The organism is Myroides sp. LJL116 (genome assembly GCF_054871685.1).
The window spans coordinates 69,273-90,291 of record NZ_JBTXLR010000001.1 but is presented as its reverse complement, the minus strand read 5'-3'; the positions used below and the strand labels follow the sequence as shown (position 1 = coordinate 90,291).

At 33.5% G+C, this 21,019-nt stretch carries 26 protein-coding genes; 21 read left to right on the top strand and 5 right to left on the bottom strand.

From position 1 onward, the window contains the following. Positions 1-2 precede the first annotated feature (2 nt). Positions 3-470, bottom strand: coding sequence for a ribosome assembly cofactor RimP (gene rimP, locus ACYSNM_RS00440; RefSeq protein ID WP_461755162.1), 468 nt, complete (start codon positions 468-470; stop codon positions 3-5). Between the two features lie 174 nt (positions 471-644). Here rimP and ACYSNM_RS00435 point away from each other — a divergent pair, with 174 nt between their 5' ends. Beyond that, positions 645-1,472, top strand: coding sequence for a universal stress protein (locus tag ACYSNM_RS00435; RefSeq protein ID WP_461755161.1), 828 nt, complete (start codon positions 645-647; stop codon positions 1,470-1,472). A gap of 73 nt (positions 1,473-1,545) precedes the next feature. Here ACYSNM_RS00435 and ACYSNM_RS00430 read toward each other — a convergent pair whose 3' ends face one another. The 4 genes from ACYSNM_RS00430 to ACYSNM_RS00415 form a co-directional block, all read right to left on the bottom strand. Further along, positions 1,546-2,367 (bottom strand): mechanosensitive ion channel family protein, encoded by an 822-nt coding sequence (locus tag ACYSNM_RS00430; protein ID WP_461755160.1) that lies wholly within the window; start codon positions 2,365-2,367, stop codon positions 1,546-1,548. Beyond that, positions 2,367-2,591: a hypothetical protein gene (locus tag ACYSNM_RS00425; RefSeq protein WP_461752743.1), complete on the bottom strand. Its 225-nt coding sequence runs from the start codon at positions 2,589-2,591 to the stop codon at positions 2,367-2,369. The genes ACYSNM_RS00430 and ACYSNM_RS00425 overlap by 1 nt, the downstream gene beginning before the upstream one ends. Before the next feature lie 2 nt (positions 2,592-2,593). After that, the gene (locus tag ACYSNM_RS00420) at positions 2,594-3,175 is read right to left on the bottom strand and encodes an RNA polymerase sigma factor (RefSeq protein WP_461755159.1); all 582 of its coding nucleotides are present in this window, start codon (positions 3,173-3,175) and stop codon (positions 2,594-2,596) included. Between the two features lie 71 nt (positions 3,176-3,246). Next, the gene (locus ACYSNM_RS00415; protein WP_461755158.1) at positions 3,247-3,840 is read right to left on the bottom strand and encodes a riboflavin synthase; all 594 of its coding nucleotides are present in this window, start codon (positions 3,838-3,840) and stop codon (positions 3,247-3,249) included. A gap of 59 nt (positions 3,841-3,899) precedes the next feature. Here ACYSNM_RS00415 and pdxA point away from each other — a divergent pair, with 59 nt between their 5' ends. The 20 genes from pdxA (at position 3,900) to ACYSNM_RS00315 (ending at position 21,014) form a co-directional block, all read left to right on the top strand. Continuing rightward, positions 3,900-4,964, top strand: a complete 1,065-nt coding sequence (gene pdxA, locus ACYSNM_RS00410; protein WP_461755157.1) for a 4-hydroxythreonine-4-phosphate dehydrogenase PdxA — start codon at positions 3,900-3,902, stop codon at positions 4,962-4,964. Between the two features lie 58 nt (positions 4,965-5,022). Beyond that, positions 5,023-5,601 carry a YceD family protein gene (locus tag ACYSNM_RS00405; RefSeq protein ID WP_461755156.1) on the top strand — a complete coding sequence of 193 codons (579 nt, stop codon included), beginning with the start codon at positions 5,023-5,025 and terminating at the stop codon, positions 5,599-5,601. A 9-nt stretch (positions 5,602-5,610) separates the two neighbouring features. Further along, positions 5,611-5,808, top strand: coding sequence for a 50S ribosomal protein L32 (gene rpmF / locus ACYSNM_RS00400; protein ID WP_461752748.1), 198 nt, complete (start codon positions 5,611-5,613; stop codon positions 5,806-5,808). A gap of 164 nt (positions 5,809-5,972) precedes the next feature. Beyond that, positions 5,973-6,971 (top strand): beta-ketoacyl-ACP synthase III, encoded by a 999-nt coding sequence (locus tag ACYSNM_RS00395; protein WP_461752749.1) that lies wholly within the window; start codon positions 5,973-5,975, stop codon positions 6,969-6,971. A 27-nt stretch (positions 6,972-6,998) separates the two neighbouring features. Continuing rightward, positions 6,999-7,481, top strand: a complete 483-nt coding sequence (accB, locus tag ACYSNM_RS00390; protein WP_461755155.1) for an acetyl-CoA carboxylase biotin carboxyl carrier protein — start codon at positions 6,999-7,001, stop codon at positions 7,479-7,481. 84 nt (positions 7,482-7,565) lie between these two features. Next, positions 7,566-8,918, top strand: a complete 1,353-nt coding sequence (accC, locus tag ACYSNM_RS00385) for an acetyl-CoA carboxylase biotin carboxylase subunit (protein ID WP_461755154.1) — start codon at positions 7,566-7,568, stop codon at positions 8,916-8,918. Positions 8,919-9,150: 232 nt separating this feature from the next. Next, positions 9,151-9,351, top strand: a complete 201-nt coding sequence (locus ACYSNM_RS00380; protein WP_461752752.1) for a cold-shock protein — start codon at positions 9,151-9,153, stop codon at positions 9,349-9,351. Positions 9,352-9,561: 210 nt separating this feature from the next. Next, positions 9,562-9,927, top strand: a complete 366-nt coding sequence (locus ACYSNM_RS00375; RefSeq protein WP_461752753.1) for an NADH-quinone oxidoreductase subunit A — start codon at positions 9,562-9,564, stop codon at positions 9,925-9,927. A gap of 12 nt (positions 9,928-9,939) precedes the next feature. Next, entirely contained in the window at positions 9,940-10,491 is a 552-nt protein-coding gene (locus ACYSNM_RS00370) for an NADH-quinone oxidoreductase subunit B (protein ID WP_461755153.1), read from the top strand. Position 10,492: 1 nt separating this feature from the next. Beyond that, positions 10,493-11,014, top strand: a complete 522-nt coding sequence (locus ACYSNM_RS00365; protein WP_461755152.1) for an NADH-quinone oxidoreductase subunit C — start codon at positions 10,493-10,495, stop codon at positions 11,012-11,014. Positions 11,015-11,038: 24 nt separating this feature from the next. Then, the gene (locus ACYSNM_RS00360) at positions 11,039-12,274 is read left to right on the top strand and encodes an NADH-quinone oxidoreductase subunit D (RefSeq protein WP_461755151.1); all 1,236 of its coding nucleotides are present in this window, start codon (positions 11,039-11,041) and stop codon (positions 12,272-12,274) included. 4 nt (positions 12,275-12,278) lie between these two features. Further along, a complete protein-coding gene (locus ACYSNM_RS00355) occupies positions 12,279-12,809 on the top strand; it encodes an NADH-quinone oxidoreductase subunit NuoE family protein (RefSeq protein WP_461755150.1) in 531 nt (176 codons plus the stop codon). A 4-nt stretch (positions 12,810-12,813) separates the two neighbouring features. Beyond that, positions 12,814-14,172, top strand: coding sequence for an NADH-quinone oxidoreductase subunit NuoF (gene nuoF / locus ACYSNM_RS00350; protein WP_461755149.1), 1,359 nt, complete (start codon positions 12,814-12,816; stop codon positions 14,170-14,172). A gap of 43 nt (positions 14,173-14,215) precedes the next feature. Then, positions 14,216-15,250: an NADH-quinone oxidoreductase subunit G gene (locus tag ACYSNM_RS00345; protein ID WP_461752758.1), complete on the top strand. Its 1,035-nt coding sequence runs from the start codon at positions 14,216-14,218 to the stop codon at positions 15,248-15,250. Between the two features lie 12 nt (positions 15,251-15,262). Beyond that, complete coding sequence (gene nuoH, locus ACYSNM_RS00340) at positions 15,263-16,294, top strand: NADH-quinone oxidoreductase subunit NuoH (RefSeq protein ID WP_461752759.1); 1,032 nt, start codon at positions 15,263-15,265, stop codon at positions 16,292-16,294. Positions 16,295-16,300: 6 nt separating this feature from the next. Further along, positions 16,301-16,837, top strand: coding sequence for a NuoI/complex I 23 kDa subunit family protein (locus tag ACYSNM_RS00335; RefSeq protein WP_461752760.1), 537 nt, complete (start codon positions 16,301-16,303; stop codon positions 16,835-16,837). 2 nt (positions 16,838-16,839) lie between these two features. Next, positions 16,840-17,355 (top strand): NADH-quinone oxidoreductase subunit J family protein, encoded by a 516-nt coding sequence (locus ACYSNM_RS00330; RefSeq protein WP_461752761.1) that lies wholly within the window; start codon positions 16,840-16,842, stop codon positions 17,353-17,355. A 2-nt stretch (positions 17,356-17,357) separates the two neighbouring features. After that, a complete protein-coding gene (nuoK, locus tag ACYSNM_RS00325; RefSeq protein ID WP_461752762.1) occupies positions 17,358-17,678 on the top strand; it encodes an NADH-quinone oxidoreductase subunit NuoK in 321 nt (106 codons plus the stop codon). A gap of 6 nt (positions 17,679-17,684) precedes the next feature. After that, on the top strand, positions 17,685-19,571 hold the full coding sequence (nuoL, locus tag ACYSNM_RS00320; protein WP_461755148.1) for an NADH-quinone oxidoreductase subunit L: 1,887 nt from the start codon (positions 17,685-17,687) through the stop codon (positions 19,569-19,571). Between the two features lie 9 nt (positions 19,572-19,580). Further along, on the top strand, positions 19,581-21,014 hold the full coding sequence (locus tag ACYSNM_RS00315) for a complex I subunit 4 family protein (protein WP_461755147.1): 1,434 nt from the start codon (positions 19,581-19,583) through the stop codon (positions 21,012-21,014). Positions 21,015-21,019: the final 5 nt, after the last annotated feature.

Below are 21,019 nucleotides of genomic sequence, written 5' to 3'. Positions count from 1 at the left end.
TTTTAAAATGAAATTATAACTATAGCTTCTTTAATATTTTCAAAAGGAATTTGTACTTCCTTCTCCACAGTAACCTTTCCTTTTCCTACAGGCTTAGGCTCTCTGCTTTTCCACTTTAGAACGATATTATTGTCAACAACAGCATCTAGAGTTGCCTCATATTTCTCTTGATCTAAAGTAACTACCTTTAGTTTTCTTCCAATATTCTTATTATATTGTCTAATAAACTTTAATGCAGAGGTAGCTCCTGCAGAGGCAACTTCTAAAGCGAAATCCTCCTCTTCTCTATCTAAATCTTGTTCGATAGCACGACTTACGTTGATACAATCTTGTAATGTAACACCATAATCACCGTCAATTGTAACTACAACCTTATTGTCAGGCGAGATAGTAAAATCTATCAAAAACAACTCTGGATATTGCTCAAATGCCTGTGCAATTTTCTCCTGTATTTTTTGTTTTAATGTCATATGCTATAAAAAGAGGGGACAATTATGTCCCCTCATTATTTAATATTTTTAATAAATAACAGCACAAATATACGATTTATTTTATTATAAATAAAACTTTGTCTATTGATAATTATATCCTTAACTTTATTTAAACAAGAATACTACCTTGTGAACACCCAAAAAACCAGACATATGAAAAAAATTTTAGTCCCTACCGATTTTTCTGAACAAGCTTTCAATGCGATTAAGGCTGCGACAGTATTAGCTAAAAAATCTAATGCTGAAATCACTCTTTTACATATATTAGACCTACCTAGCCAAGGTAGTGACTCTATCAACGTTGGCAGTAAAATACCTGAGGTCATGTTTTTTAAGAATGCTGCAGAAAAAAAACTGAATGATTTAGCTCATGACCCTATTTTTGATGGATTAACAATTAACACAAGTTTAATACTTGAAAAAACATACCAAGGCGTAATTAAATCTGCAACAACCAATAATTGCGACCTTATTATTATGGGATCTCACGGAACAAGTGGAGTAAAAGAATACTTTGTAGGTTCAAATACCGAGAAAGTAGTAAGATATTCCAAAATACCAGTATTAGTAATAAAAGGAAAAGTAGATGATTTCAAGATTTCTAACTTTGTTTTTGCCTCAGACTTTAGCGAAGGAACAAAAACACCTTTTTTGAAGGCCTTGAAGTTAAGCAAGATTCTACAAACCACCTTTACCTTATTAATGGTTAATACACCTAATAATTTTAAACCTACCTATGTAGCTGAAGAAATACTAGAGGATTTTTTACAAGAGATTTCTGATTCAGAATACAACCTTGAAATATATAATGATTTAACTATAGAAAACGGAATCAACAACTTTACTAAAAAGGCAAATGCAAATCTTATCGGTATAGCAACACATGGTCGAACAGGTCTATCCCATTTCTTCAATGGAAGCATTAGTGAAGACTTAGTCAATAGAGTAGATTGCTCAATCATTGTTTTTCAAATAGACTAAAAATAAAAAGCGATGTAGCTAGATTTTTTTCTAACTACATCGCTTTTTACTTTACTCCTATTTAGGAAAGGTTTTATTGTATTATTTGAATATGACTCTTTGCAACTTGTTCAATTGGCAAAAAGTGCTTTTTTCCATCCACTAATAAACAAACATAAATATTATCAATAGCGATAACATAACCTTGAAGCTCATTTATCTTTACTAACTGCCCTAACTCTAAATTCTTTCTTGTATAGAAAGAGTAAAGTAATTGAGATACAATATCCTTAGCACCTAAGCCTAAAGATAAAGCCATAGTCAACAACACAGCTCCAACTATAATTGAAATATTATTGGTAATTATATCCGTATTAATACCTAGTTGATTCAGAGTCGTTATTGCAACAAAAACAAAAACGAAATAAAACAGTACATTCCCAATAATGCGTGCTCCTGAAAAGTCAATTGCTTTTAATAATCCAACAACCGTCTTTTTAATCCAAGAAGCAAAATACACTCCCGCTCCAAAAATTAACAGAGCAACAAATATCTTAGGAATATAAAGCATCAAATCTCCTATCTCTTTAGAAACAACAGATAATCCAAACATTTCTGCCCCTATAACAATCATTAGGAAAATCAAAAATATTCGAAGGAATCCTACTAAAATATTCGATATGCTTATATTGAAATTTAATTTTCCTATAAGCTCATTCTCTTTAAGTATATCATCTAGTCTATCTAATCGGATTAGACCAAAAATCTTTCTAATAATAAAACTAGTTATTTTTAGCACTGCCCAACAAATGGCCAAGTAACCTAAAGCTAGTAGTAATCCGATAGCTCCTTTAATTAAAGAATCCATGATTGAACTCATTAACTCATTTGGGTATTCAAACTTATTTAACTCCATTATTTTTTAATCTGATTTTTTTCTACGATCTCTTTTATTAACTTTTCATTCTTTTCTTTATCTACCTCGCCAATAAAACTCCCAAGAGCTTGAGGTACTTTTACGGTATAAAGTTCAGAAACATCTAAAGAAAGCTTTATAAAATTCAAGTTATCTATAACTCTATCTTTCAGATAACCTGGTAGCTTTTCGTCTTGCAGTATTTTCTTAAAAGGATTTTCCATAATCACAAGGAGTTATAAATTACAATAATTTTCTTCTTTGCACGATGTAATCGCATTTTGACAGCGCTTTCCCCTAGTTCAAGTAAATCTGCTATCTCTTTTATACTTTTATCATCTTGGTACTTCATTAGGAGTACAATTCGATCTTGAGCATCTATTTCAATTAATGCCCTTTGCAATTTCTCCACATTCATAGCAAAAATCTCTTCATCTGAAATCTCTTGCTCTGCAAAATCCAGCACATCACTGTCTTGCTCGATTACATCCTCTTTCCTTTTTTTACTTAAAACCTGCTTTGTGTAATTCACACAATGATTATAAGCAAAAGCATATATCCAGGTAGAAAGTTTAGAATCCCCTCTAAACTTTTTTAAATTCAAATATAACTTAACGAATATGTCCTGTGTTAAATCTTCCGCCACATCCCGATTTTCTGCAAATCCTAAACACCGAGTATATACCTTTTGTGCATAACGATCATATAAAATACCGAATAAATGTGTATTACCACTACTACAGATAAATTGAACCAAGTCCTCATCTGTCATAGAGGTAAAATTATTGTTCTCTAAATTAATTTTCATAGGGAATAATTACAGAGGCAAATGTAGTCAATAAAATTAAAACCAATTTGCTACTTTATAGCTACAAATAACTATATTTTACCTATTTGCATTAATTTAGCAACATACTTTCCAATCACATCAAACTCTAGATTTACCTTATCTCCTTGTTTGTAGTACTGAAATATAGTATGCTCTTGTGTATAAGGAATAATAGCTACTTTAAAAGTATTTACTCCAGAATCCACAACTGTTAAAGATGTACCATCAATTGTGATAGATCCTTTATCTATTGTCGTATGCATAGAGTCTTGCTTGAATTCAAAACCATAATAAGTACTTCCATTTGCAGGCTCAATACTTACACATGTAGCAACATGATCCACATGCCCTTGAACAATATGCCCATCTAAACGGCCATTAAACAACATAGCTCTTTCTAAGTTAACATATTCCCCTTGTTTCCAATTTCCAATTGTAGTTACTAAAATAGTCTCTTTAATTGCAGTTACAGTATAAGTATTATCTTGAATACTTACTACAGTTAAGCATATACCATTATGTAACACACTTTGATCTATTTTCAATTCATCAACGAAATTACAACGTACAGTAATGTGTAAATTCCCTAACTCTTGTTCGATTTTTTCAATCTGTCCTATGTTTTCAACTATACCTGTGAACATAACTCCATTTATTTTTATTAAATTTGCTATCAAAAGTAGTAATAATTTACGACGATACTATGAGCCAAAAAACAGAAAATATTAAAGTAGGGATTTCCGTAGGAGATTTAAATGGAATTGGGGGAGAAATCATACTTAAGTGTTTTGAAGATAATAGAATGCTAGAATTATGCACTCCTATTATTTTCGCAAATTCCAAACCATTATCCTATATAAAGAAAACCATTGGCAACAACACTCCTATTCAAGGTATAGATGACCTAGCAAATGTTGTACCCAATAAAGTAAATGTATACAATATCTGGAAAGAGAATATAAACATCACCTTTGGAACCAATGATCCTATTATCGGAAAATATGCAATAAAATCTTTCACAAGTGCAACACAAGCATTAAAAGAAGGAGACATAGATGTTCTTGTTACTGCACCTATTAATAAATACAACAGTTTCGATGAAGAATTTCCTCATCCTGGACATACAGATTATCTAAATGAGAATTTAGAAGGGGAAGCGCTTATGTTATTAGTAAGTGATCAACTAAGAGTTGGTTTAATCACCGATCACTTACCATTAAAAGATGTAGCAAAATCAATTACACCTGAATTAATTGAAAAAAAGGTGAAGATTATTAATCAAGCATTAATCAATGATTTCAACATCTATAAACCAAGAATTGCAATTTTAGGACTAAACCCACATGCAGGGGACCATGGTGTTATTGGACAGGAAGAAATTGAAATTATTCAACCAACTGTTGAGAATTTAAATGACCAAGGCATATTAGTGTCAGGTCCATTTGCAGCAGATGGCTTTTTTGGAATGCAAACTTATAAGAGTTTCGACGCTGTATTGGCTTGCTACCATGATCAAGGACTTGCCCCATTTAAAGCATTGACTTTTGGTCAAGGTGTAAACTTCACGGCGGGTCTAGACAAGATTAGAACTTCACCAGACCATGGAACAGCCTATGATATTGCAGGAAAATCAATAGCAGATCCTTCTTCTTTTAAAGAGGCAATTTATTTAGCGATAGATATATATAACAACCGAAACTTCAACAAAGAAGCAGCGGCAAACCCTTTACAAACACAAGAAAAAGATTTTACTACAAAAAAAAATTGATAATTAGCTTGTAATAATAATTATTTTTTATCTTTGCACGCTCAAATCATGTATAATCATGAAAACCGAAAACAAATTTTTGATTCCATTTATAGGATTAAAAAATGGAACTCACCAGTTTGATTTCCCTATAGAAGATGATTTTTTTGAAGATTATCAATATAAGGATTTTAATGAGGTGAACGTTAATGCAGTAATTCTACTTAATAAGAAAAACACCTTATTAGAATTACAAGTTAATATTGAAGGGACAGTTAATGTTCCATGCGATATAACAAATCAAGATTTTGACTTACCAATTGATGGTGAGATAAAAATGATTGTAAAATTTGGAGAAGAATTCAATGACGATCATGATGAAATCTTAATAATACCGTTTACAGAACATCAAATAGATGTAAAACAGTATATCTACGAATTAATAATTTTGGGTATCCCTCAAAAAAGAATTCACCCAGGTGTACTAGACGGGTCTTTAGAATCGGAAGCTTTAGATATCTTAGGATATTATAATGAAGAGGAAGAGGATGAAGATGAAGAAGGAGAAATCGATGATCAACACGATCACGAAGATAAAGAAGAACAAGAAATTGACCCTCGATGGGCAGAATTAAAAAAACTATTAACGGATAAATAATATAGTAAAATGGCACATCCAAAGAGAAAAACCTCGAAAACAAGAAGAGATAAAAGAAGAACTCACTACAAAGCAGTAGCACCTACAATCGCTATCTGCCCTGTAACAAATGAGGCTCACTTATTCCACAGAGCTTACTGGCATGAAGGAAAACTTTACTACAGAGGACAAGTTGTAATTGACAAAACTGCTACAGTAGAGGCATAGACTTGAGAACAAAGTAAAAAAAACTCTCACAATGTGTGAGAGTTTTTTTTTGCTCTTAAAAAGCCAAAAAAGACACAATTAAGCTCAAAAACGCCTCTAATTGGTTTTTTTTTTGTACTTTTCGCTTCTTTTTGGAATGTTTTTATAAAGTAAAGCAACACCATATGACAAAAATACACGCAGCCATTACAGCAATTGGTTGTTATTTACCAGAAGATAAGTTAACCAATACTGACCTAGAAAAACTGGTAGACACCAATGACGAGTGGATTACAGCACGCACAGGAATAAAAGAAAGAAGAATTCTTAAAGTTCCTGGCCAAGGATCATCTTATATGGCTATCAAAGCCGCTGAGAACTTAATACAAAAGTCTAAAATTGATCCTAAAGATATAGACTTAGTAATATTTGCTTCTGCAACCCCAGATATGCCTGTGGCAACTTCTGGAGTGTACGTAGCAACACAAATCGGCGCCACAAATGCTTTTTCATTTGATTTACAAGCAGCTTGTTCAAGCTTTTTGTATGGGATGTCGGTAGCTTCCTCTTATATTGAATCTGGAAGATACAAAAAAGTACTTCTTATTGGATCAGACAAAATGTCTTCCATTATAGATTATACAGATCGAGCGACTTGTATTATTTTCGGAGATGCTGCAGGAGCAGTTCTTTTTGAACCAAACCATGAAGGTCTTGGAGTACAAGATGAATTTTTAAGATCAGATGGTATCGGAAGAGAATTCTTAAAAATCGAAGCTGGTGGTTCTATCTTACCAGCAAGTGCAGAAACAGTAGCTAACAAACAACATTATGTTTTCCAAGATGGAAAAACTGTATTCAAATACGCAGTTTCAAACATGGCAGATGTTGGAGAAAAAATCATGCAAAGAAACAACTTATCTCATGATGACATTAATTGGTTAGCAGCACACCAAGCCAATAAACGTATTATAGACGCTACAGCTAACAGAATGGGCTTAGATGACTCTAAAGTACTAATGAATATCCAAAAATACGGAAACACAACTTCAGCAACATTACCATTATTACTATGTGATTTTGAAGACCAATTGAAAAAAGGAGACAATATTATATTCGCTACTTTTGGAGGTGGATTCACATGGGGAGCAATGTACTTGAAGTGGGCATATAACAAAAATTAGAAACAACAACTAACCAATACATTAGGTATGGACATTAAAGAAATTCAAAATTTAATTAAGTTCGTAGCCAAATCAGGTGCTACAGAAGTAAAATTAGAAATGGATGATTTCAAAATCACCATTAAAACAACGGAAACTGGAAATACAGAGACAACTTACATTCAACAATTACCAGTTAACACTGTACAACAAGCTCCAGCTCAAGCTGCAGCACCTCAAGTTGTAGCTACAGCACCTCAAGCGGAGGCAGCAGCTGACGAAAACTCAAAATACATTACTGTGAAGTCACCTATCATTGGAACTTTCTACCGTAAACCTGCACCAGACAAAGAGCCGTTTGCAGAGGTTGGAAAAACAATCAAACAAGGAGACGTAGTTTGTGTTATTGAAGCAATGAAACTTTTCAACGAAATTGAATCAGAAATCTCAGGTAAGATTGTAAAAGTACTTGTAGATGATGCATCTCCAGTGGAGTTTGATCAACCATTATTTTTAGTAGACCCGTCTTAAGAATAATCTAACTTAACAGGGAACAAATTTACCATAAACTAATTTTAAGGTAAAAAACTAGATTTAAAACTAAAATTTCAAAAGATGTTTAAAAAGATCTTAATTGCAAATAGAGGTGAGATTGCCTTACGTGTTATTAGAACATGTAAAGAAATGGGAATCAAAACAGTAGCTGTTTACTCTACTGCAGATGCTGACAGTTTACATGTGCGTTTTGCAGATGAGGCAGTTTGTATCGGTCCTGCACCAAGTCAACAATCTTATTTAAAGATTTCAAACATTATAGCAGCTGCAGAAATAACTAATGCAGATGCAATCCACCCAGGATATGGTTTCTTAGCAGAAAATGCTAAATTTTCAAAAATTTGTCAAGAGCATGGAGTAAAATTTATTGGTCCATCTCCAGAAATGATTGAAAAGATGGGAGATAAAGCTACAGCTAAAGCAACAATGAAATTAGCCGGAGTACCTACAGTTCCAGGTTCAGATGGTTTAATTGATTCTTTAGAAGATGCTATTTCAATCGCTAAAGAAATCGGCTACCCTGTGATGATTAAAGCAACAGCAGGTGGTGGTGGAAAAGGAATGCGTGAAGTTTATAAAGAAGCTGATATGGCTAGAGCTTGGGAAAGTGCTAGACAAGAAGCTAAGAATGCTTTTGGAAACGAAGGTATGTACATGGAAAAACTAATCGTTGATCCACGCCACATTGAAATCCAAATTATTGGAGACCAATATGGAAAAGCGTGTCACCTTTCTGAGCGTGATTGTTCTATTCAAAGACGTCATCAAAAATTAACGGAGGAAACACCTTCTCCATTTATGACGGAAGAATTAAGAACAAAAATGGGAGAAGCATCTGTAAGAGCTGCTGAATTCATTAAATATGAAAACGCTGGAACAATTGAGTATTTAGTAGATAAAGATAGAAACTTCTACTTTATGGAAATGAATACACGTATCCAAGTTGAGCACTGTATTACTGAGCAGGTTATTGATTACGATTTAATTCGTGAGCAGATTTTAGTTGCGGCTGGAACTCCGATTTCAGGTAAAAACTACACTCCGAAATTACATTCTATTGAATGTCGTATCAATGCGGAAGATCCTTTTAATGACTTTAGACCTTCTCCAGGTAAAATTACAACTTTACATGCTCCAGGTGGGCATGGAGTAAGACTAGATACTCACGTATATTCAGGATATACTATTCCACCTAATTACGATTCAATGATTGCTAAGTTAATTACTACTGCTCAAACTAGAGAAGAGGCGATCAACAAAATGAAACGTGCATTAGATGAGTTCGTGATTGAAGGAATTAAGACAACTATTCCTTTCCACAGACAGTTAATGGATGATCCAAATTACGTTGCTGGTGTTTATACTACAGCATTTATGGAATCTTTTAAGATGAAACCTCTTGAACAAGAATAATAAAAAAAGCCTACACAAATGTGTAGGCTTTTTTCATTATTATCATCCTCTTAACTTCTTTTAACTTAGCCCTACTAAGAAGTAATAAAGCCTAGACAAGATTGCTATTTTGGCAAACAAATAAGTTATAAAACGAAGTTTTATTTAATGGCACTTAAAAAAAAGATGAAAAAAAACAAGGGTTATTAAAAACAAACATTATATTTGAGCATAATTTATTTATTTTTATACAATGCAAACAGGCGTAGTTAAGTTCTTCAATGAAGACAAAGGTTTTGGTTTTATTACTAATGACATGACAAACGAAGACATTTTTGTTCACATCACAGGATTAAGAAGCAAAAATATCGAACAAGGCAACAAAGTTTCTTATTCTGAAGAAAAAGGAAAAAAAGGACTTATCGCTACTGATGTTACAATTATTGAAGATTAATTTATCATCATATAATTAACATTTTTCACTAAGCCATCTTAATTACTTTAAGATGGCTTTTTATATACTTTAACATTCTATTTTTATTTAGTCTTATTTCATATTGTGGTATTAATCTTAAATACCTCATATTCATCAAACTCCTGATTTTGTTATCAAAAACCTACTAGTTATATTTGTGATATTCTTAACACAAATATTTGATAACCTATGCAAATAAGTCAACTCGATTTTATTCCAATTTTAATGCAATTAGGCTTAGCAGCAGGTTTCGTATCCTTGACAATATGGGTATCTGCAAAACTAGGGCCTAAGAAGCATTCCAAGATTAAAGACAGTACTTGGGAATGTGGTTTAGATTCTTTAGGAAGCGCCAGGATCCCATTTAATGTGAAATACTTCTTAGTAGCAATCCTATTTGTATTATTTGATGTAGAAGTCGTTTTCCTATATCCATGGGCTGTAAACTTTTTAGAGCTTGGATGGGAAGGATTAGCTAAAATGGGAATCTTCCTATTTTTAATTTTAATTGGTCTTCTTTATGAGTTCAAAAGAAAAGGACTCGAGTGGGACTAAAAACAGCATGTTATGAGTGATAAAAAATATACAACCGTTGAAGCTCCTGAAGGTTTTGCAGGGGAAGGATACTTTGCAACCAAACTCAGCTCAGTAGTTGGCCTAGCAAGAGCAAATTCAATGTGGCCATTACCTTTTGCTACTTCATGTTGCGGAATAGAGTTTATGGCAACTATGGCATCCACATACGATGTAGCTAGATTCGGATCGGAGAGAATGAGCTTCTCCCCTAGACAAGCCGATATGCTAATGGTAATGGGAACTATTTCAAAAAAGATGGCACCTATTCTTCGACAAGTTTATGAACAGATGGCAGAACCTAAGTGGGTAATTGCAGTAGGAGCTTGTGCTAGTTCAGGTGGAATCTTTGATACTTACTCTGTTTTACAAGGTATAGATAAAGTTATCCCAGTAGATGTCTACGTACCAGGATGCCCACCAAGGCCAGAGCAAATACTAGATGGAATCATGCGTTTACAGGAAATCGTTAAAAATGAATCTGTTAACCGAAGAGGCTCCAAAGAATATGATGATTTACTTAAATCCTATAACTTAAATAAATAGCATGGCATTAGATTATTCCATCATACAAGATACTTTACAAGAGAAATTTAATGGAGCTATTAAACAAGCACATATCCAACATGATATTCTTGTATTAGAAGTATGCAGTGAACAAATTCATCCAATTATTGAGTTTTTAAAGCAAGATCCTGTACTAAACTTCAATTTCTTAACTGATCTATGTGGTATACACTACCATCAAGAACCAGTTGAACGACAACTAGCAGTGGTTTACCATCTTCATAATTGGCAAGACAATATTCGTTTAAGACTTAAGACGTTTTTAAACATAAAAAATCCTCAAGTAGAATCTGTTACAGATTTATTTAAAAGCGCTAATTGGCAAGAAAGAGAAACATTTGATTTTTACGGTATAATATTTAAAAATCACCCTCAATTGAAGCGTATTTTAAATATGGATGAAATGGAATCTTTCCCATTAAGAAAAGATTTTCCTTTAGAAGATTCCCAACGAACGGATAAAGATGACCGTTTCTTCGGAAGAACAGTTCACAACTGTTAGAATTAACCTTTTAAAATCAAATTCATGTCTGACTTATTATTACCACCAGAGCAACGATATGCCAAATTAATTGAGGAGAAATTTCAACAAGACGGTACTGAACTACAAATTTTAAACCTTGGACCAACCCACCCTGCTACACATGGAATCTTTCAAAATATAATTTTGCTAGATGGTGAAAAGGTAATTGATGGAGAGGGTACAGTAGGTTATATTCATAGAGCATTTGAAAAAATAGCAGAGAATCGTCCATTTTATCAAATCAATGTCTTAACAGACCGATTAAATTATTGCTCCTCCCCTATTAACAATACGGCTTGGTGGATGACTGTAGAAAAAGCATTATCTATTGAAATTCCCAAACGCGTACAATACATGCGTGTTATCGTAATGGAACTAGCTAGAATTGCCGATCATATTATATGTAGTTCTGTAATGGGTGTAGATACCGGTGCACTAACTGGGTTCTTATACGTATTCCAATACAGAGAAAAAATCTATGAGATTTTTGAAGAAATATCAGGCGCACGACTAACCACTAATATGGGAAGAATTGGAGGTTTTGAAAGAGATTGGAGTCCTAAAGTATTCCAATTAATTGATGAATTTCTAAGCGAATTCCCAACAATTTGGAAAGAATTTGAAGGCCTTTTATCTAGAAATAGAATCTTCATGGATAGGACTGTTAATGTTGGTGGTATTAGTGCTGAAGATGCAATTAATTTTGGTTTTACTGGTCCTAACTTAAGAGCTGCAGGAGTAGATTATGATGTGAGAGTAGCTACACCTTATTGTTCTTATGAAGATTTTGATTTCGATATACCTGTAGGTACATCAGGAGATTGCTATGACCGTTTTTGTGTTAGAAACGCAGAAGTATGGGAAAGTATGAAAATTATCAAACAAGCTCTAGAGAAAATGCCAGAGGGTCCATTTCATGCCGATGTTCCCGACTATTATCTACCTCCTAAAGAGGATGTGTATACTAATATGGAAGCATTAATCTATCATTTTAAAATTATAATGGGAGAAATCCCTGTACCAGTTACAGAACTTTACTTCCCTGTAGAAGGTGGAAATGGTGAATTAGGTTTTTATCTGATCACAGATGGTAGTAGAACTCCATATAGACTTCATTTTAGAAGACCCTGCTTTATTATTTATCAAGCATATAATGATATTGTAAGAGGCGGAATGTTATCAGATGCTATTATAACTTTATCCAGTTTAAACATTATTGCTGGGGAATTAGATGCTTAAGAAAATGGAAAATAAAACATATAAACAGACTATAAATATCACCGAGGACCTTCAAAAAAGAATCGATGAACTTTTAAGCCAGTATCCACATGATAAAAGAAAGTCAGCTTTACTTCCAATACTACATGAAGTACAAGATGCTCATGAAAACTGGTTAAGTGTAGATTTAATGGATAAGGTTGCTCAAATTATTGGAATATTACCTATAGAGGTATATGAAGTAGTAACCTTCTATAGTATGTTCAATCAAAAACCAGTTGGAAAGTACTCTTTTGAATTTTGTGTTACATCTTGTTGTGCAATCAAAGGCGCGGAAGACATAGTAGATTATACTTGTAATAAGTTAAACATTCAACCTGGAGAGACAACTAAAGATGGTATGTTTTCAGTTGTTCAAGTACAATGCTTGGGGGCTTGTGGTTATGCACCTATGATGCAGTTAGGAGATTTTTACAAAGAAAACCTTACCCCACAAAAAATAGATGATATAATCCAAGATTGTATCGATGGAAAAATAACCTTACATGATAAATAGTAATATGGCAAAGAAAATATTATTAGATAAAATAAATATACCTGGTATAAAATCCTATGAGGTTTATCGTGAAAATGGTGGCTACAACTCTGTGGAGAAAGCATTAAAAACCATGTCACCAGATGAAATTACAGAAGAGGTTAAAGCTTCAGGTATTCGAGGAAGAGGTGGAGCTGGATTCCCTGTAGGACTAAAATGGAGTTTTATTGATAAAAAATCAGGTAAACCTCGTCATTTAGTTTGTAATGCGGATGAATCTGAACCTGGTACTTTTAAGGATCGCTACTTAATGGAACATATACCTCATCTATTAATAGAAGGGATGATTACTTCAAGTTATGCACTTGGGGCTAACTTATCCTACATCTATATAAGAGGAGAATATATGTGGGTTTTTAAAATATTAGAAAGAGCCATTAAAGAAGCTTACCAAAATGGATGGTTAGGTAAAAATATTCTGGGAACAGATTACAATCTCGATCTATATGTTCACTGTGGTGCAGGAGCATATATATGTGGAGAAGAAACTGCGCTTCTAGAATCTTTAGAGGGAAAAAGAGGAAATCCAAGAATGAAACCACCTTTCCCTGCTGTAAGTGGACTTTGGGGAAATCCTACAGTAGTAAATAATGTTGAGTCTATTGCCAATGTGCCTTGGATTGTTAATAACTCTGGAGAAGAATACGCTAAAATAGGTGTAGGACGTTCAACAGGAACCAAATTAATTTCTGCTTCAGGCCATATCAAAAATCCTGGAGTATATGAAATTGAATTAGGCTTAAGTGTTTATGACTTTATAAACTCCCCTGAATATTGTGGAGGAATGATGGATGATCGCCCTTTAAAAGCTCTAATCCCTGGAGGTTCATCTGTGCCTATTCTACCCGCTCACTTGATTTATAAAACTGCAGAGGGAAATGATCGTTTAATGACCTATGAATCTCTATCTGATGGAGGATTTGAAACAGGATCTATGCTAGGTTCAGGAGGTTTTATTGTATACAATGATACAGCTTGTATCGTAAGAAACACTTGGAACTTCTCCCGATTTTATGCACATGAAAGCTGCGGACAATGTTCTCCATGTAGAGAAGGTACAGGCTGGTTAGAAAAAGTACTTTTCCGAATAGAAAATGGAACAGGAACACTTGCAGACATAGACCTTCTATGGAGTATACAAAGCAATATTGAAGGAAATACCATATGTCCTTTAGGTGATGCAGCAGCTTGGCCTGTAGCAGCAGCGATTAGACATTTTAGAGATGAATTTGAATATCATGTTCTTTATCCTGAAAAAGTAAAACAGAGAGATCACTTTAAAAGTGAACCGTTTTCTCAGGTGAAAAATATGATTTCTAAATAACTAGATTGAATAGCAATTATACAATCTTAATTCAGTACAGTTTATGAAAGTTACTATTGATGGACATGAAATAGAGGTAGAACCAGGAACAACAATTCTACAAGCAGCAAGAAAAATAGGAGGAGAATTAGTACCACCTGCAATGTGCTATTACTCTAAATTAGAAGATACGGGAGGAAAATGTAGAGCTTGTTTAGTAGAGGTTTGCAAAGGAAGTGAGGCGGATCCACGCCCAATGCCAAAATTGATGGCATCTTGTAAAACAGGTGTAATGGAAGGTATGGAAGTTAAATCCATCACTTCAGAAAGAGTATTAGAAGCGCGTAAAGCGGTAACAGAATTCCTACTAATTAATCACCCTTTAGATTGCCCAATTTGTGATCAAGCAGGAGAATGTGATTTGCAAAACTTAGCTTTTGCCCACGGAAAAGAGCAAAAAAGATACCAAGAAGAGAAAAGAACATTCACTCCAGAAAACATAGGAGACAATATTCAATTACATATGAATAGATGTATTCTTTGTTACCGTTGTATCAAAGTGGCTGAACAACTTACTGATGAACGTTTTCAAGGAGTTTGTGGAAGAGGAGAACATGCTCAAATTTCCACTTATGTTCATGCTGCAATTGAAAATGACTTTTCAGGTAATATGATTGATGTATGCCCGGTAGGAGCTTTAACAGATAAAACATATCGATTTAAATCTAGAGTTTGGTTCAACAAACCATACAATGCACATAGAAATTGTACAAAATGTTCTGGAGAAGTTGTTTTATGGATGTTTGGAGATGAAATACACCGAGTATCGGCACGCAAAGATCATTACAATGAAGTAGAAGAATTTATTTGTAATAGCTGTCGATTTGACCATAAGCAAAAAGAAGATTGGGTCATTGAAGGTCCTAAAAAATTCGAAAAATCCTCTGTAATTAACCAAAACAACTACACACAAAAACTAGACAAAGTGGTTATTGATACCGATCCTTTAATCTTAAAGGGACGTGAACAAGATAGAGTAAAAATCAGTATGAAACAGGTTCCATTTGACCAGCATGAGTCAAAAGAATTCTTAGAATAAATAAGTAGGAATATGGATAAGACTATAATTATAGATAAAGCAGTAATCATTATTGCTGTGTTTGCATTAACCATGCTAATGGCCATGTATGCTACTTTAGCAGAGCGTAAAATAGCAGCTTGGATTCAAGATCGCTTAGGACCCAATCGCGCAGGTAAAGGTGGTATTCTACAACCTTTAGCCGACGGGATGAAGCTCTTTGCAAAAGAGGAATATGAACCTAATACCCCAAATAAATTTTTATTCAAATTTGGACCTTTTTTATCCATGACACTTGCTCTTATGACAAGCGCAGTAATTCCATGGGGAGACAAATTACATTTATTTGGAAGGGATATAGAGTTACAAGCAGCCAATTTAAACGCTAGTTTACTATTTGTATTAGCAGTTTTATCAGTAGGTGTATATGGTATTATGATTGGTGCATGGGCATCAAATAATAAGTATTCTTTAATGAGTGGAATCAGGGCTGCTTCTCAAATGATTTCTTACGAAATTGCTATGGGACTTTCCCTTATTGGACTTTTATTAGTTACTCAAACATTAAGCTTAAAAGACATTGCACTTCAACAAAACGGTATGAACTGGAATGTATTTTACCAACCAGTAGGTTTTGTTATTTTTCTGATTTGTTCCTTTGCTGAAACAAACAGAGCTCCATTTGATTTAGCAGAATGTGAACAAGAGCTAATTGGAGGGTTCCACACCGAGTATTCCTCTATGAAAATGGGATTCTATCTGTTTTCTGAATATGCCAACCTATTTATTGCATCTACTATTATTTCCGTTTTATATTTTGGAGCATATAATTATCCAGGATTTGATTGGGTAAATGCAAATTGGGGAGTAAATCCAGCTAACCTTTTAGGAATGGCAGCTTTATTTATAAAAATTTGTTTCTTCATTTTCGTTTTTATGTGGGTTAGATGGACTTTACCGCGTTTCCGCTACGACCAATTAATGTCTTTAGGATGGAAAAGCTTAATCCCTCTTTCTCTGCTAAACCTAGTGGTTACAGCAATAGTTATTTTACTTTTAAATTAATTTGACATGTCAGTAAACAATTATTCATTATCCGGCAGGAAGAAAACAGTCTCAGACAAGAAACTAACTTGGAGCGAAAAACTATACCTTATAGCAATTATAAAAGGAATGATGGTTACCTTAAAACACATGTTTAGAAAAAAGGTGACTATTGCTTATCCTGAAAAAACAAGACCATTTAGTCCTGTGTATAGAGGAAAGCATACTTTAATGAGAGATGAACAAGGTAGAGAACGCTGTACTGCATGTGGACTTTGTTCTTTAGCTTGTCCAGCAGAAGCAATTACAATGAAAGCTGCCGAAAGAACATCAGAGCAACTACATTTATATAGAGAAGAGAAATATGCTGAAATATATGAGATCAATATGTTGCGTTGTATTTTTTGTGGACTATGTGAAGAGGCTTGTCCAAAACAAGCAATCTACCTTACTAAGTCAGGAAAAATTACTGCTTCTGATACCACAAGAGAAAGTTTCATTTTCGGAAAAGATAAGTTAGTAATGCCTTTGCAACAGGCAATTGAAAATTCAAATCAAGCCTAATTATGATCGATATTATTTTTTATATACTCTGCACTATTACCTTAGGAAGTGCAATGCTAACGGTTTTGAGTAAAAACCCTATTCACAGTGCATTATGGCTTGTGGTGAGTTTTTTCTCGATAGCTGGCCATTATATATTATTAAACTCCCAGTTTCTTGGTTTAGTACATATTATGGTTTATTCAGGTGCAATTATGATTTTAATGTTATTCACCATAATGTTAATGAATCTAAACATTAGTCATGAGGTATCTAAACCAGTTGTAACAAAAATAGTAGCAACACTATCTTTTTGCTTAATTGGTTTGCTGTTACTATCCATTACAATTAGAGGAACACAGGCCTATGAGCTACATTATGCAAATGAACAAATCGACTTTCAATCTGTACAAGTTTTAGGTAAAGTATTACTTAATGAATATGTCCTACCTTTTGAAATGGTAGGTATCCTTCTTCTTTTAGCAATGATCGGAGCAGTATTGATATCTAAAAAGGACAAAGTCCAAAAAACAGTATAACTATGGGAAATGTAATTGAAATTATAGGTATTGAAAAATACATTTACTTATCCATCCTATTATTCTGTATAGGAGTATTTGGTATTCTATATCGAAGAAACGCAATAGTAATGTTTATGTGTATTGAGATAATGCTCAACTCAGCAAATATGCTTTTAGTAGCCTTCTCCACTTACCATCAGGATGCGCAAGGTCAAATATTTGTTTTCTTTACTATGGCAGTTGCAGCAGCAGAAGTTGCTGTAGGATTAGCTATTCTAGTAAGTATATACAGAAACATTGGCTCCATTGATATTGATAAATTAAAAAACCTTAAAGGCTAACTCCATATGGATACAAATATAATTTTACTTTTATTGTTAGTCCCTTTACTGGGATCTATTATAAATCTACTTTTTGGTAAAAAGCTAGGTAATAACTCAGGGATACTTGCAACATTAGCTATTTTAATTTGCTTTATAATCTCCGTTTTTGCTTTCATTGAAGTAGATAAATCAGGACAGCCAATTCAAGTGGATCTTTTCCAGTGGATGGCCTTATCGAACTTTCATATTTCTTTTGGCTTTCTTTTAGATCAGCTTTCCTTATTATGGTTACTTTTCATAACAGGTATAGGTACTTTGATTCATTGGTATTCTATAAGCTATATGAAATCAGATCCTAATGTGGATAAGTATTTTAGTTATTTAAACTTATTCATCTTTTTCATGATATTGTTAGTAAGTGGTAGTAACTTGTTAATAACTTTCATTGGATGGGAAGGTGTTGGATTATGCTCTTATTTACTGATTGGCTTTTGGTATAAAGAAAAACAGAATAATAATGCAGCTAAAAAAGCTTTTATCATAAATAGGATTGGAGACTTAGGTTTTTTAATTGGTGTTTTCATTCTTGCAATGTTGTTTAATTCTTTGGATTATATGACAATAAAAGAAACCTTACTTCAAGGTACAAACAACCAAATAAATACATGGATTTCATGGGCAGCACTGGCATTATTTATTGGTGCAATAGGAAAAAGTGCACAAATTCCTTTGTACACTTGGTTGCCTGACGCAATGGCCGGACCTACTCCTGTTTCTGCATTGATACACGCTGCAACTATGGTTACAGCAGGTATATTTTTAATCACGAGAATGAATTTTGTTTTTGACTTAGCTCCAACAGTACAAAACATAATAGCTATAATTGGTGCTTTTACAGCCTTATTTGCTGCTACTATTGGTCTAGTTCAAAATGATATCAAAAAAGTACTTGCCTATTCAACTGTCTCTCAACTAGGGTTAATGTTTTTAGCACTAGGATTTGGAGCATATGAAAATGCAGTTTTCCACGTGGTAACACATGCTTTCTTTAAAGCTTGTTTATTCCTAGGAGCTGGTTCCGTTATTCATGCTATGGCAGGGGATCAAGATATTAGAAATATGGGTGGGCTTAATAAGTTTATGAAGGCAACCTCAGCAACTTTTTTACTAGCAACTTTAGCAATTGCTGGTATCCCTCCTTTCTCAGGCTTCTTCTCAAAAGATGAGATTCTTATTAGCGCATTTGAGCATAATAAGTTTCTTTACATTATTGCAATGATAGCTTCTATTATGACGGCCTTCTATATGTTTAGAGTGTTATTCTTAACTTTTTTCAAGAATTTTAGAGGTACACAAGAGCAAAAGAATCAATTACATGAAAGTCCAAAATCCATGACGATTCCATTATGGATTCTAGGAATTTGCTCCTTAATTGCTGGAGTTATAGGTCTTCCTGGAAATAGCTGGTTAAATCACTATCTATCTCCTATAATAACCAAAAAAGGTAGTTATGAAATCCACCATTTTGGAACCACTGAATATATGGTAATAGCAATTGCCTTGATAGGTGCTATTATAGGTTTAGTAATTGCTTATACCAAATACATTAAAAATGCACAAGTACCTCAAGCCGATGACCAAATCAAAGGCTTACATAAAGTACTTTATGAGAAATTCTACATTGACCAATTCTATGATTTGATTATTGTAAAACCAATCTTCTTATTAGCTGATTTATGTAAAAACGTGATTGAAGTTGCTATTTCTGGTACAGTATTTAGCTTGGCAAAAATAACAGACGGTTTATCTGAGCAAGGTAAAAAGGTACAAAATGGGAACATTGGCTTATACCTATTTGCTTTTGTTTTAGGTATATGTGTTATTTTATATTATTTATTCATTGTAAGATAATTTTAAAAGATGAACGTTACTATATTATTAATAACCTTATTAGTAGGAGCATTTGCCACGTATATTTCGGGCAAAAAATTAGCCAGTAAAGTTGCATTACTTTTTGGACTAGTGGCATTCATACAAACAATTGTATTAATATGCCAACATAATCAAGGATTAGATACTAGCTATATAACTCAATGGGTAAATAAACCCAATATACATTTTGCATTAAAAGCAGATGGACTTTCTTTAGCACTTGTCTTACTAACAACTAGTTTAACTCCAATTATCATTTGGAGTTCGATTTGTGATACGATAAAAAAACCACACATATTTTATGGTTTAATTATGTTTATGTGTTTTGCAATGACAGGTACCTTTTTAGCAAGTGATGGTCTTTTGTATTATATATTTTGGGAATTGGCTTTACTTCCTATTTACTTTATTGTTTTACTTTGGAGTAATGCCGATAGTACTTCTATTAAAAAGACAGTATTGACCTTTTTCATCTATACTTTTGCAGGTTCATTATTTATGTTAGCTGGTCTAATATACCTTTATACTAAAACCAATAGTTTCCTATTATTGGACTTATATAAGGCAAATTTAAGTTTGAAAGAACAATATTGGGTGTTCTTAGCTTTCTTTGCTGCTTATGCGGTAAAGATTCCTATTTTCCCTTTCCATACTTGGCAGGCCTCTACCTATGAAAAAGCTCCTACTGCAGGAACTATGCTTTTAGCAGGAATAATGTTGAAAATGGGTTTATATTCGGTAATAAGATGGCAGTTGCCAATAACTCCTTCTATCTCCAAGCAACTAATGCCAGTTATTCTTGTATTATGTCTAATTGGTTTAGTATTTGGTTCCCTAATGGCATTAAGACAAAAGAATATTAAGAAATTCTTTGCTTACTCTTCTCTTGCTCACGTTGGACTAATTGCTGCTGGAGCCTATACCTTAACTTTAGATGGTTTCAGAGGAGCAGTTTTACAAATGCTTGCACATGGATTTGTAATTGTTGGTCTTTTTTATGTAGCTAGTATTATAGAAAAAAGATACCAAACTTTAGATATTTCTCAAATGGGAGCAATCAGAGAACAAGCTCCTAAGTTTGCTACAGCTTTCTTATTCCTACTATTTGCTTCTATAGGTTTACCAGGTACATTCAGTTTCATTGGAGAGTTCAATATACTTTATGGTTTATCGCATATTAATATATGGTATGCCATCGTAGGAGGTACTACTATTATCTTAGGTGCTTTTTATATGTTAAGAATGTTTCAAAAATCAATGTTAGGGTCTTCTACAACTAAGGTATTCAAAGACCTTGACTTCAGAGAAGGTTGCATACTGACTTTATTAATAGGTGTAATAGTTTTCTTTGGTATTTATCCAAAACCTATAGTAGATCTAATTACTCCTTCCTTAATTGAAATTGTTTCCTATATCAAGTAAAAAAT